The following is a 12,554-nucleotide window of genomic DNA, read 5'->3' as shown; positions in this document are numbered from 1 at the left end:
TGGCGCCAGTAGTCGGCAAGGCGCGGACAATGGTGCAGGCCGCGCTCGCCGACGCCGGTTACCCCGGACGGGTCCTGGTGGCCTGCAGCGGAGGCCCTGACTCGCTCGCGCTCGCCGCCGTCGCCGCCTACTTCGGCCGCCGTGGCCACGTCGACGGCCACCCGGTCTCGGTCGGCGCCGTCGTGGTGGATCACCAGTTACAGGCCGGCTCCGGTGCCGTAGCCGCCGCGGCAGCAACGGCACTGCGGGAGCTGGGGCTCAGCCCCGTCCAGGTCCGGACGGTCGACGTCGCACCCACCGGGATGGGCCCCGAAGCCGCCGCCCGGGACGCCCGGCACGCCGCGCTCGCAGCAGTCGCCGAGGAGAACGGTGCCACGGCCGTCCTGCTCGGCCACACCCTGGACGATCAGGCCGAGCAGGTCCTGCTGGGGCTGGCGCGCGGCTCCGGGACCCGCTCGCTTGCCGGGATGCGTCCCGTCCGCGGTCACCTGCTACGGCCGTTCCTGGGCCTGCGCCGGGCAGAGACGCTGGAGATCTGCACCGTCGAGGGACTGGACCCGTGGCACGACCCGAGCAACGCCGACCCCGCCTTTGCCCGGTCCCGGACCCGGGTCGAGGTGCTGCCCGTACTGGAGGACAAGCTCGGACCCGGTGTCGCCGAATCGCTGGCCAGGACGGCGTCGATCCTGCAGTTCGACGCCGACTACCTCGAAGATGTGGCCAACGACACCTTCACCCGCCTGCTGGAGCGGTCCGGTACAGACCTGAGCCTGCCCGAGGCCGCGCTGCGCGAATTGGCGCCTGCCGTGAGGTTCCGGGTGATCGCCAGGGCCGCCGCCGCCGTCGGCGGTCAACAGCCCGGTTACCAGCGGCTGCTGGCCGCCGAAGCTCTGCTGCGCCGGCAGGGATCCGCCGGACCGGTGGAGCTGCCCGGCGGCGTGAGCGTCTACCGGCTCTCGCTCGCCCAGCTGGACGCGGCGGAGCAGACCGCCCCCACCGGCGTTCCCCGCGGGGGCGCCCGCTGTGGGAAGCTTGTATTCCGGCCTCAAAAACCGCCCCAAGAATAGTCGCACCCGCATCTACACAGGAGTCATTGGTGGATTCAAACGACGTCCAGGCAGACCTCAAGCACGTTCTCTACTCCAGGGAACAGATCCAGACCCGGATCACCGAGCTCGCAGCCCAGATCGACAAGGACTACGAAGGCCGCGATCTGCTGATTGTCGGTGTGCTCAAGGGTGCGGTCATGGTCATGGCCGACCTCGCCCGCGCACTGCACAGCCACGTCTCGATGGACTGGATGGCCGTTTCCTCCTACGGCTCCGGCACCCAGTCTTCCGGCGTGGTCCGCATCCTCAAGGACCTCGACACCGACCTGATGGGCAAGGACGTCCTGATCGTCGAAGACATCATCGACTCCGGCCTCACCCTCTCCTGGCTCAAGACCAACCTGGAGTCCCGCGGCACGGCCTCGGTGGAGATCTGCACCGCGTTCCGCAAGCCCACCGCCGCTAAGGTCAAGATCGACGTCAAGTACGTCGGCTACGACATCCCCAACGAGTTCGTCGTCGGGTACGGCCTTGACTACGCCGAGAAGTACCGCAACCTCGACTTCGTCGGCACCCTGGCGCCGCACGTCTACGAGTAGAACCCAGGCCGCCCCGGCGGCTTCCCTCCGGCTCGACGCTGCGTCTGTTCTGCACCCTGCACAGCCCTCCGCTACGCCCACAGGGAACTTTTAGGCTTGACCGTGCGTGAGTTACTGCGACGGTGTATAGCTAGAACCCGACGCAGCACCCACACGCGCGCAGATCGGCCGCCGTGCAGCACTACCAGGAGGGACGGGGCCAGCCCCCGATCAGATGAAAGCAAAGAGTTTCCTCAAGGGCCCCGGCATCTGGATTGTCGTCGTGGTGGCCATGCTGCTGCTGGCCTTTGCCACCCTCGCCCCCGGCGGATCGACCCGCATCGACACGGACAAGGGCCTGGCGCTGCTGACCGACGGCGGCAAGGTCGAGCAGGCCAAGATCTTCGACGCCGAGAACCGCGTGGACCTGGTCCTGAAGGACAACGTGCAGATCGACGGCCAGGACAAGGGCAAGAACGTCCAGTTCTACTTCGTCAACGCGCGCGCCCAGGACATCGTCAAGGCCGTGACGGCCTCGAAGCCGCCGAGCGGTTTCACCGACCAGCCGATCGAAAGCAACTGGTTCTCCGGCCTGTTCTCCCTGCTGATCCCGGTGCTGCTGCTGGGCGTGCTCTTCTGGTTCCTGCTCTCCCGGATGCAGGGCGGCGGCTCCAAGGTCATGCAGTTCGGCAAGTCCAAGGCCAAGATGGTCAACAAGGACATGCCCCAGGTGACTTTTGGCGACGTCGCCGGCGCCGACGAGGCCGTCGAGGAACTCCAGGAGATCAAGGAATTCCTGGCGGAACCCGCCAAGTTCCAGGCCGTGGGCGCCAAGATCCCCAAGGGCGTGCTGCTGTACGGCCCTCCCGGCACCGGCAAGACGCTGCTGGCCCGCGCCGTCGCCGGCGAGGCCGGCGTGCCGTTCTTCTCCATCTCCGGTTCCGACTTCGTCGAAATGTTCGTCGGCGTGGGCGCTTCCCGTGTCCGCGACCTCTTCGAGCAGGCCAAGAACAACTCGCCGGCCATCATCTTCGTGGATGAGATCGACGCCGTCGGCCGCCACCGCGGCGCCGGCATCGGCGGCGGCAACGACGAACGCGAGCAGACCCTCAACCAGCTGCTGGTTGAAATGGACGGCTTCGACGTGAAGACGAACGTCATCCTGATCGCGGCCACCAACCGTCCCGACGTGCTGGACCCCGCCCTGCTCCGTCCGGGCCGCTTCGACCGCCAGATTTCGGTCGAGGCCCCCGACCTGATCGGCCGGGACCAGATCCTGAAGGTCCATGCCAAGGGCAAGCCGATGGCTCCCGGCGTCGACCTCAGGGCCGTCGCGAAGAAGACCCCCGGCTACACCGGCGCGGACCTCGCGAACGTGCTCAACGAAGCCGCCCTGCTCACCGCACGCTCCAACGCCAACCTGATCGATGACCGCGCCCTCGACGAGGCGATCGACCGGGTGATGGCCGGCCCGCAGAAGCGCAGCCGGGTCATGAAGGAACACGAGCGCAAGGTCACCGCCTACCACGAGGGCGGCCACGCCTTGGTCGCGGCGGCGCTGCGAAACTCCGCGCCGGTCACGAAAATCACCATCCTGCCCCGCGGCCGCGCCCTGGGCTACACCATGGTGGTGCCGGAAAACGACAAGTATTCCGTGACCCGCAACGAACTGCTGGACCAGATGGCCTACGCCATGGGCGGCCGGGTGGCCGAGGAGCTCGTCTTCCACGACCCGTCCACGGGGGCCTCCAACGACATCGAAAAAGCCACCGGGATTGCCCGCAAGATGGTCACGGAGTTCGGTATGAGTGAGCGCGTCGGCGCCGTCCGGCTGGGCCAGGGCGGCGGCGAGCCCTTCCTGGGCCGCGACGCCGGCCACGAACGGAACTACTCGGACCAGATCGCTTACGTCGTTGACGAGGAAGTGCGCCGCCTGATCGAGGGCGCACACGATGAGGCCTACGCCATCCTGACCGAAAACCGGGATGTCCTGGACGAGCTGGCCCTGGAACTGCTGGAACGCGAAACCCTCAACCAGGCCGAGATCGCCCAGGTCTTCACGAACATCCGCAAACGCGATTTCCGCGAGATCTGGCTGTCCAAGGAGAGCCGGCCGATCCAGGCCGTCGGCCCGGTGGAGTCCCGCCGCGAAAAGGCCGAACGGGAAGCCCAGCTCGAAGCCAAGGAGGCCCGGCTCGAGGAACCCCTCGACGCCCTGCCGCCGCACGCCCAGGGCGTGCCCGGACAGGACTCCTTCAAAGGAGGAGCCGGCGGGGTAACGGATCCGGGGCCGGACGGCCTTCCCGGCTAAGCTTCCTTTTGTGACTACCTACTTCAACGACGACGACGTTCCCGCCACCGCCGGCCCCTTCCCCGCGGAAGAGGCGGCGGGCGCGGCCGGCCATAAGGCCAGCCCGGTGGACCGTCCGCGGATCCAGGCGGCGGTGCGCGAGATCCTGCTCGCCATCGGTGAGGACCCGGACCGCAGCGGCCTGCTGGACACCCCGAAACGGGTGGCCAAGGCCTATGCGGAGATGTTCGCCGGCCTGCACCACGACCCGGCGGAAATCCTCGGCACCACCTTTGACCTGGACCATGAGGAACTGGTCCTGGTCAAGGACATCCCGTTCTACTCGACCTGCGAGCACCACCTGGTGCCTTTCCACGGGGTCGCCCATGTCGGCTACATCCCCTCGCACGACGGCAAGGTTACGGGGCTGAGCAAGCTGGCCCGGCTGGTGGATATGTTTGCCCGCCGCCCGCAGGTGCAGGAGCGGCTGACCACCCAGATCGTGGAAGCCCTCGTCACCCACCTCAAGCCCCGCGGCGCGATCGTCGTGGTCGAATGCGAACACCTGTGCATGTCCATGCGCGGCATTCGCAAGCCCGGCGCGAAGACCGTCACCAGCGCGGTCCGCGGGCAACTGCATGACCCGGCCACCCGTGCCGAAGCCATGAGCCTCATCCTCGGAAGGTAAGAAAAACCCCACTATGGACTCCCTCGCTGCAGCCCCCGGAACAGGACCTGCCACCTCGCCGCTGCCCGTGCTGCGCAAGCCGCGCCCGGCGGCGAGCTTCAAGGACTTGCCCACGGACCGGACGCTTGTGATGGGGATCCTGAACGTCACCCCGGATTCGTTCAGCGACGGCGGCAGGCATTCGACGGCGGACACGGCTGTCGCCGCCGGCCTGCGGATGTTTTACGCGGGCGCGGACATTATCGACGTCGGCGGTGAGTCGACCCGCCCCGGCGCCGCCGAAGTCAGCGTCGAAGAGGAGCAGCGCCGGGTCCTGCCCGTGATCGAAGCGCTGGTCAAGGCCGGCGCCCTGGTCAGTATCGACACCATGCATGCAGCTACCGCCGAGGCCGCGCTGGACGCCGGCGCCGCGATCATCAACGACGTCTCCGGCCTAACGCTCGAGCCGGAAATGGCCGAACTGGTGGCGCGGAGCAAGGCGCCCTACATACTGACGCACCGCCGCGGCGACGCCAACACCATGGACTCGCTGGCCGAGTACCGCAACGTGGCGCAGGACGTCGCCGCCGAACTCGCCGGCGTCCGCGAGCAGCTCTACGCCGCCGGCGCCACGGAAGAACAGATCATCCTGGACCCGGGCCTGGGCTTCGCCAAGAACGAGGCGCAGAACTGGGAGCTGCTGCAAAATATCGACGTGCTGCAGGCCCTCGGCCACAAGGTCCTGGTCGCAGCCTCCCGGAAAAGGTTCCTGGGCAGCCTCCTGACCGTCGCCGGCAAGGCCGCGCAGCCCTTGGAACGCGACGCGGCTACCGCCGCCGTGACCGCTATCAGCGCCTACCGCGGGGCCTGGGCGGTCCGCGTGCACGACGTCGGCGCAAGCCTGGACGCCGTCAAGGTCGCCGCCCGCATCGCCCCGGTCCCGTGCCCGGCGGCGTCCGCCGTGCCCGGCGACAGCTGAACCGGCCGCCGATGGACCTGATCACGCTGAGCGGCGTCACCGCCGTCGGGCATCACGGGGTGTTCGACTTCGAACGCCGGGACGGACAGCCGTTTGTCGTCGATGCCGTGCTGCACCTCGACTTTGCCCCGGCTGCCGCCAGTGACGACGTACTGGACACCGCGCACTACGGCGAGGTGGCGGAGTGCATCCGCGGCTGGATCACCGGCACACCGCTGAACCTGATCGAGGCCCTCGCGGTGCGGATCGCCGACGACGTGCTGCGGCGCTTCCCGGTGGCCGCAGTGGACATCACGGTGCACAAACCCAAGGCCCCGATTGAGGTCGACTTCGGCGACGTGTCTGTCAGCGTGCACCGGGAACGGCCATGAGCCCGCACGCCACGGCCTACACGCGCGCCGTGATCGCGCTCGGCAGCAACCTGGGGGCGCGCAACGACACGCTCTCCGCCGCCGTCGCGGACCTCGTCGACCCGCCTGAGGTACGGCTGCTGGCCATCTCGCCGATCGTCCAGAGCAAGGCCGTGGGGGGCCCGCCGGACCAACCGGACTTCCTGAACATGGTGATCGCGGTGGAAACATCGTTGTCGCCGGAGGAACTGCTGCGGCACTGCCACGCGGTGGAACACAAGCATCTGCGGGTCCGGGAGGTCCGCTGGGGCCCGCGCACCCTCGACGTGGACATCGTCACTTACGGCGAGCTGGTCAGCTCGGACCCCGACCTGACACTCCCGCATCCGCGCGCTGCGGAGCGCGCCTTCGTGCTCTACCCGTGGTCCCTGATCGAACCCGCGGCCCGGCTGAACGGCGAACGCGTCGGCGAACTGGCCGCCAAGGCCGCCGATTTCGCCGACCTGGCACCGTTTGACGGTTTCGAGGACCTCAATGGCGTGGCCGGGGCGGTGGAGGCGCCGTGAAGCTGACCAACCCGCTCCTGCTCCTGGTGATCGGTGTCGGGCTGGCCGCGGCGGGCTGGTTCGCCACGCTGCTGGCCAGCCGTTATAGCCTGGCCACCCCGGTGTTGCCGCTGACCGGCCTGGTCACGATGGGCGTGATCGTGGTTATCACGCTGATCCTCGGGCTCCGCGTGCTGCGCTGGCGAAACGGCAACAAAAAGAAAATGCTCAACCCGATCCTGGCCGCGTGGACCCTGGTCCTCGCCCAGGCCTGCGCCTACACCGGGACCATGCTGCTGGGCTGGCACGCCGGGATCTTCCTGGACCAGCTGCGGCTCTGGAACGTGCGCAGCGGGCAGACCATCACCTGGCAGACGCTGGCCATGGCCGGCGGCGGCCTGGCCATGATTGTGGTGGGCCTGCTGGTGGAACGGTTCTGCCGGATTCCGCCCGAGGACGGCGACGCCGAGGGGTCCGCGGACCTGCAAGGGAAACGCGGAAAACCCAAGGCGGAAGGCGAATATGCGTACCGAGGCGATTGACCCTCCGGGCGTGACTTGGCTCCGGGTTTCACCCCGGTACCTCACGGTGCGGCTCGTGGGCTGGGCGCTGGGCAACCTCGCGGCCGTCGCCCTGCTGTCCCTGCCTCTGATCCTGGTTCTGAACAGGGCATGGACCTGGCCGCCGCTGTGGCTCGCCGTAGCCGTACCCGCCGCGGCCTTCCTGTTGGCGCTCTGGCGGCTCGTGCTCATCCCGCGCCAAGTGCAGTCCATCGGGTACGCCGAACGCGAGGACGACCTGCTGATCCGCCGCGGCATCTTCTTCCAGCGCACTCTCGTGGTGCCGTACGGGCGGATGCAGTACGTGGACATCGGTGCCGGGCCGGTGGAGCGCGGGCTGGGCCTGTGCACCGTTAAGCTTCACACCGCATCGGCCGGCACCAGCGCAGAGATTCCGGGCCTGCCCGCCGCCGAGGGGGCGCGGCTCCGGGAGCAGCTGTCCGCCCGCGGCGAGGCCCGACTGGCCGGGCTATGACCGTCACCGGGGACGGCTGGCGGCGCGTGCATCCGGCTTCGCCCTTCGTCCGGGGGTGGGTGGCGCTGGCCGCTCTGTTCTTCTTCTTTGGCCGCGACGCCTTCGAACGCCTGCTCCGGGGCGACCCGATTTTTGACGAGCGGTTCGCCGAACGGGCACCGTGGTTGCTGATCGGCGGCGGTGCCGTGCTGCTGCTGACCGTGCTCGGCTACGTGCTCAGCTGGTATTTCACCCGCTACCAGGTGGCGGACGGCTACGTCCGCGTCAACACCGGCATCCTGTTCAAACAGCAGCGCCAGGCCAGGGTGGACCGGGTGCAGGCCATCGACGTCCTCCAGCCGTTGCTCGCGCGCATTTTCGGGCTCGCGGAGCTCAGGTTCGACGTCGCCGATGCCGGCAAATCCGCAGTGCAGCTGGCCTACCTTCCGATCGGAGAGGCCAAGGAGCTCCGCGCCACCATCCTCGCCCAGGCCGCGGGCGGGCCACCGATGCCGGCGCAGCCAGGTGAGCCGGCGCAGCCGGCCGCGGCCGCCGTGGAGGCGCCGGAACACGCAGTGCTGACCGTGCCGCCGTCGCGGCTGGCCGGGTCGCTGCTGCTGAGCGAGCAGAGCGTCGGCATCGTCATTGGCGCCGCGGCCTCCGTGGTGCTTTCCGCCGTCACCGACAACCGCGGCTTCTACTTCTACCTGATCCCGGCCGGCCTGGGCCTGGTCGCGGCATACTGGAACTCGTTCATTAAGGGCTACAACTTCACCGCCGCCGTGTCGCCCGACGGCATCCGGCTGCGCTACGGCCTGCTGGACACCCAGGCCCAGACCCTTCCGCCGGGACGGATCCAGGCCCTGCGGGTCAGCCAGCCGCCGCTATGGCGGATCTTCGGCTGGTACCGGATCCAGGTCAACGTGGCCGGTTACGGAACGGAGGGCAGCCAGGGCCAGGCCTCCTCCCGGACCACCCTGCTGCCGGTTGGGACGCTGGCCGAGGTGCTCAGCATGCTCCCGCTGGTACTGCCCGACCCTGGCACCCCGGACCCCGTGGGCGTCTTCACCGCCGGGCTGAAGGGAATAGCGCCCGCCGCCGGCAAGCCGGACCGCGACGGCGGTTTCGTCACCACCCCCAGGCGGGCGCGCCTGCTCAGCCCGCTGGGCTGGCGCCGGAACGGCTTCACCGCCACCGACACCGTTCTGTTCATCCGCTCCGGCCGCTGGTGGCGCCACCTCGTGCTGGTCCCGCACCAGCGCACCCAGTCGATGTCGCTGCAGCAAGGCCCCCTGGCCCGGCTCTTCGGCGTCGTCGACCTCGTCCTGCACACCACCGCGGGGCCGGTGGCGCCCCGGCTGATCCAGGCCGGGCTGGAGGAGGGACGCGCCCTGCTCGACGCGCAGTCGGCCCGCGCCCGGACGGCCCGGAAGCGGCAGCACAGTGAACACTGGCTGGCCCGGGCCGGGCTCGAACACGCGCCACTCGAACACGCGCCACTCGAACACGCGCCACTCGAACACGCGCCAAAGGAAGGGCCGCAGCATGCCTAAGCCAGGACGCCTCGGCGTTGGAATCATCGGAGCCGGCAAGGTGGGAGCCGTGCTGGGGGCGGCGCTGCGCGCCGCGGAGCACGCCGTCGTCGGGGTCGCCGCAGTGTCGGACGCGAGCCGCGAACGCGCCGAGACCCTGCTTCCCGGCGTCCCCATCCTCGAGGTGCAGGAGATCGTGGAGCGCGCCGAACTGGTGCTGCTCGCGGTCCCGGACGACGCCCTCGGCCCGCTCGTGCAGGGCCTCGCGAAGCTCGGCGCGTGGCAGCCCGGCCAGCTCGTGGCCCACACCTCCGGGCGTTTCGGCGTCGGGATCCTGCACCCGGTCCGTGCCGCGGGGGCCATCCCGCTGGCGCTGCACCCCGCCATGACGTTCACCGGCATGAGCTTGGACCTCACCCGGCTGCCGGACTGCAGCTTCGGCGTGACGGCCGATCCGGCCATGCTGCCGATTGCCCAGGCACTCGTGGTGGAAATGGGGGCCGAGCCGGTCGCGATCGCGGAGGGCGACCGCGCGCTCTACCACGCGGCGCTGGCCCACGGCTCGAACCACCTGGTCACCCTCGTGGCCCAGGCGTCGGAGCTGCTGCGCGAAGTGGGCGTGGACGCCCCGGAAACCATGCTGGGGCCCCTCCTGCGCGCCAGCCTGGAAAACGCCCTCGCCTCGGGTGAGTCGGCGCTGACCGGGCCCGTGGCCCGCGGCGACGCCGGCACCGTCGCCGCGCACTCCGAGGCCCTGCGGGAACTCGACGGCGGGTCCGGCGGCGATATTCTGGAGGCGTACCTGGCCATGGCCCGGGCAACGGCCCGCCGTGCGGGCAGCCGCGGGCTGTTGAAGCCGGAGCAAATCGACGCCATCACACGGGCGCTCGAGGCGCCCGGCAGTGATGGCCCGATTCCTGAGGAAGGACCCTGAAATGGCAATCCAGCTCGTAACCACAGCTGCCCAGCTGCGCGCCGAAAGCGCGCGCCTGCTCACCGAAAAACGTGGCACCTCGCAGGGGCTGGTGCCCACGATGGGCGCCCTGCACGAGGGGCACGCCCGGCTGGCGCGCACCGCCGTCGAGCAGAACGACGTCGTCGTGGCCAGTATCTTCGTCAACCCGCTGCAGTTCGGCGAGGCGGTGGACCTGGAACGCTACCCCCGGAGCCTGGACGCGGACCTGGCCCTGCTCGAGTCCGAAGGCGTGGACCTGGCGTTCGCGCCCGGGGTGGAAGAGGTGTACCCCGGCGGGGAACCCATGGTGCGGATCACCTCCGGCGTGCTGGCGGACAAATGGGAGGGCGCCTCCCGGCCCGGGCACTTCGACGGCGCCCTGACCGTGGTGGCGAAGCTGCTGCACTACGGACTTCCCGGCGCAGGGCAGGCCGCCTACCGGGCCTATTTCGGCCAGAAGGACGCCCAGCAGCTGACCCTGGTCCGGCGGATGGTGGCGGACCTGAACTTCCCGGTGGAGATCGTCCCGGTGCCGATCGTGCGGTCCCCGGACGGACTGGCACTCTCCAGCCGCAACCGTTTCCTGTCCGCCGCTCAGCGTGAGGCTGCCTTGGTGCTGTCCCGGGCGTTGCGGCTGGTCGAGGAGCGCGCCAACGCGCACGAACCCCTGGACCTGGACTCCGCCCGGGCCCTCGTGGAATCCCAACCCCTCGTGGCGCTGGACTACTTTGAGGTCGTGGATCCGCGCACCCTGGAGCCGCTCGCCGAGAACTGCCGGGAAACCCCGTTCCGCGGCGAGGGCCTGGTGCTGATTGCGGCCAAGGTAGGCCCGGTGCGGCTGATCGACAACGTGCCGCTGGATTCCTGATCCTGCGTTTTTTCCCGGCTCATTTTCCCGGGCGGGAATTACTCCGCAGGCGGTACGGTTAGAGCCTGAGGCAGCACTGATGCGCCGGAACACCCCCCGAACTTCCAGAGGGAACACCATGGCTACAGACATCTCGTCAACCGCCCGCCGCGATCCTGCGCAGACCACGGTGGACACCGGCGGGGCCCCACCGGAAAAGCTGTCGCGGGAGTCCGTGGCCATCATCGCGACCCTGCTGGCGGCCACCTTCGTGGTGATCCTCAACGAGACCATCATGAACGTCGCCTTGCAGCGGCTGATGGTGGATTTGAGGGTCGACGCGCCCACCGTGCAGTGGCTGTCCACCGGCTTCATGCTGACCATGGCCGTGGTGATTCCCACCACCGGCTTCATCCTGCAGCGGCTCTCCACCCGGGCAGTCTTCATGCTGGCCATGGGGTTGTTCTCGGGCGGCACCCTGCTGGCGGCCCTGGCACCGGGTTTCGAAGTCTTGCTGCTGGCCAGGATCGTCCAGGCCGGCGGCACCGCGATCATGCTGCCGCTGCTAATGACCACCATCCTCACCCTGGTTCCCGTCTCACGCCGCGGCGCCGTGATGGGCAACGTGAGTATCGCGATCTCGGTGGCACCGGCCATGGGCCCGACGGTCTCCGGGCTGATCCTGGAGCACTTTACCTGGCGGTTCATGTTCTTCTTCGTCCTGCCGATCGCCCTGCTGGCGTTCGGCATCGGTGCCAGATTCCTGCGGAATATCGGCGAAAACGAGAAAACCCGGCTCGACGCGCTCTCCGTCGTCCTGACTGTCCCGGCCTTCGGCGGGCTCGTGTACGGACTCAGCCAGATCGGCGGCGGAGGGGGAGGCCCCTCCATCCCGGCCCTCGCAGCGCTCACCGTCGGCGTCGTGGCGCTGCTCGCCTTCGTCCTGCGCCAGCTCAGGCTGCAGAAATCCGACGCGCCGCTGCTGGACCTGCGCGCCTTCAACTTCCGGATGTTCACGGTATCCGTGCTGCTGCTGGTGGTTGCGATGATCGCCCTGTTCGGCGCCGTCATCCTGCTGCCCTTGTACCTGCAGGAAATCCGGGGCCTCAAGTCGCTGGAAACCGGCCTCGTCCTGCTGCCGGGCGGCCTGGCGATGGGGCTGCTGGGTCCTGTCATCGGCCGGCTCTTCGACAGGGTCGGCCCGCTGCCGCTGACCTTGACCGGATCATCCCTCATGGTGCTGTCTCTCTGGCAGTTGTCCCGGCTGGACGCCCAGACGCCGGTGGGCTGGATCATCGCACTGCATGTGGGCCTGAGCCTGGGCCTGGCGCTGCTGTTCACGCCGGCCTTCACCACGGGGCTGAATCCGTTACCGCCGCACCTGTACTCGCACGGATCGGCGATCATGAGCACCCTGCAGCAGGTAGCGGGTGCGGCCGGGACCGCCCTGCTGGTCTCGATCTTCGCGGTGGTCTCGGCCGGCGCCGGAATCGTCGCCGGCATGCACGCGGCGTTCCTGACCGCAGCCGCGATAGCGCTCGCCGCCGTCGTGCTGTCCATGCTGATGCGGAAGACCGACGGCGCGTCCGGCCCGGCGGCGCACTGACCGCATTTCCATTTACCGGACCTTGCGGGTGGTTGGCTCGGGTGCAGCCGAATGCAGCTGCCGGGGTGCTTGGCCCTGGTCAGCATCCCGCCGTCCGGGGGGCACATTGACACGGACACGCCGCCAAGTGGGCCCGCCGACG

The 12,554-nt window shown here is 69.2% G+C and carries 13 protein-coding genes; all 13 read left to right on the top strand.

The window, feature by feature from the left end:
• Positions 1–29: 29 nt before the first annotated feature.
• The 13 genes from tilS (at position 30) to ABIB14_RS05550 (ending at position 12,412) form a co-directional block, all read left to right on the top strand.
• Positions 30–1,067: a tRNA lysidine(34) synthetase TilS gene (tilS, locus tag ABIB14_RS05610; protein WP_354234714.1), complete on the top strand. Its 1,038-nt coding sequence runs from the start codon at positions 30–32 to the stop codon at positions 1,065–1,067.
• Positions 1,068–1,096: 29 nt separating this feature from the next.
• On the top strand, positions 1,097–1,648 hold the full coding sequence (hpt, locus tag ABIB14_RS05605) for a hypoxanthine phosphoribosyltransferase (protein WP_354234712.1): 552 nt from the start codon (positions 1,097–1,099) through the stop codon (positions 1,646–1,648).
• Between the two features lie 214 nt (positions 1,649–1,862).
• A complete protein-coding gene (gene ftsH / locus ABIB14_RS05600; RefSeq protein WP_354234710.1) occupies positions 1,863–3,938 on the top strand; it encodes an ATP-dependent zinc metalloprotease FtsH in 2,076 nt (691 codons plus the stop codon).
• Between the two features lie 10 nt (positions 3,939–3,948).
• Complete coding sequence (gene folE / locus ABIB14_RS05595) at positions 3,949–4,605, top strand: GTP cyclohydrolase I FolE (RefSeq protein WP_502909613.1); 657 nt, start codon at positions 3,949–3,951, stop codon at positions 4,603–4,605.
• 13 nt (positions 4,606–4,618) lie between these two features.
• A complete protein-coding gene (gene folP / locus ABIB14_RS05590; protein WP_354234708.1) occupies positions 4,619–5,563 on the top strand; it encodes a dihydropteroate synthase in 945 nt (314 codons plus the stop codon).
• Between the two features lie 11 nt (positions 5,564–5,574).
• A complete protein-coding gene (gene folB / locus ABIB14_RS05585; protein WP_354234707.1) occupies positions 5,575–5,934 on the top strand; it encodes a dihydroneopterin aldolase in 360 nt (119 codons plus the stop codon).
• The gene (gene folK / locus ABIB14_RS05580; RefSeq protein ID WP_354234706.1) at positions 5,931–6,479 is read left to right on the top strand and encodes a 2-amino-4-hydroxy-6-hydroxymethyldihydropteridine diphosphokinase; all 549 of its coding nucleotides are present in this window, start codon (positions 5,931–5,933) and stop codon (positions 6,477–6,479) included. The genes folB and folK overlap by 4 nt, the downstream gene beginning before the upstream one ends.
• Entirely contained in the window at positions 6,476–7,000 is a 525-nt protein-coding gene (locus tag ABIB14_RS05575; protein WP_354234705.1) for a DUF3180 domain-containing protein, read from the top strand. The genes folK and ABIB14_RS05575 overlap by 4 nt, the downstream gene beginning before the upstream one ends.
• Positions 6,981–7,493 carry a PH domain-containing protein gene (locus ABIB14_RS05570; RefSeq protein WP_354234704.1) on the top strand — a complete coding sequence of 171 codons (513 nt, stop codon included), beginning with the start codon at positions 6,981–6,983 and terminating at the stop codon, positions 7,491–7,493. Before ABIB14_RS05575 ends, ABIB14_RS05570 begins: the two co-directional genes overlap by 20 nt.
• The gene (locus tag ABIB14_RS05565) at positions 7,490–9,025 is read left to right on the top strand and encodes a PH domain-containing protein (protein ID WP_354234703.1); all 1,536 of its coding nucleotides are present in this window, start codon (positions 7,490–7,492) and stop codon (positions 9,023–9,025) included. The genes ABIB14_RS05570 and ABIB14_RS05565 overlap by 4 nt, the downstream gene beginning before the upstream one ends.
• Complete coding sequence (locus tag ABIB14_RS05560) at positions 9,018–9,938, top strand: Rossmann-like and DUF2520 domain-containing protein (protein ID WP_354234701.1); 921 nt, start codon at positions 9,018–9,020, stop codon at positions 9,936–9,938. The genes ABIB14_RS05565 and ABIB14_RS05560 overlap by 8 nt, the downstream gene beginning before the upstream one ends.
• A gap of 1 nt (position 9,939) precedes the next feature.
• On the top strand, positions 9,940–10,827 hold the full coding sequence (panC, locus tag ABIB14_RS05555; protein ID WP_354234699.1) for a pantoate--beta-alanine ligase: 888 nt from the start codon (positions 9,940–9,942) through the stop codon (positions 10,825–10,827).
• 118 nt (positions 10,828–10,945) lie between these two features.
• Entirely contained in the window at positions 10,946–12,412 is a 1,467-nt protein-coding gene (locus ABIB14_RS05550; protein ID WP_354234697.1) for a DHA2 family efflux MFS transporter permease subunit, read from the top strand.
• Positions 12,413–12,554 lie beyond the last annotated feature (142 nt).

This window comes from Arthrobacter sp. UYEF3 (genome assembly GCF_040546245.1).
In the GTDB taxonomy this organism is placed as follows: domain Bacteria; phylum Actinomycetota; class Actinomycetes; order Actinomycetales; family Micrococcaceae; genus Arthrobacter.
Note: the sequence above shows the minus strand (reverse complement) of the source record. Positions and strands in the feature narration are given on the sequence as shown.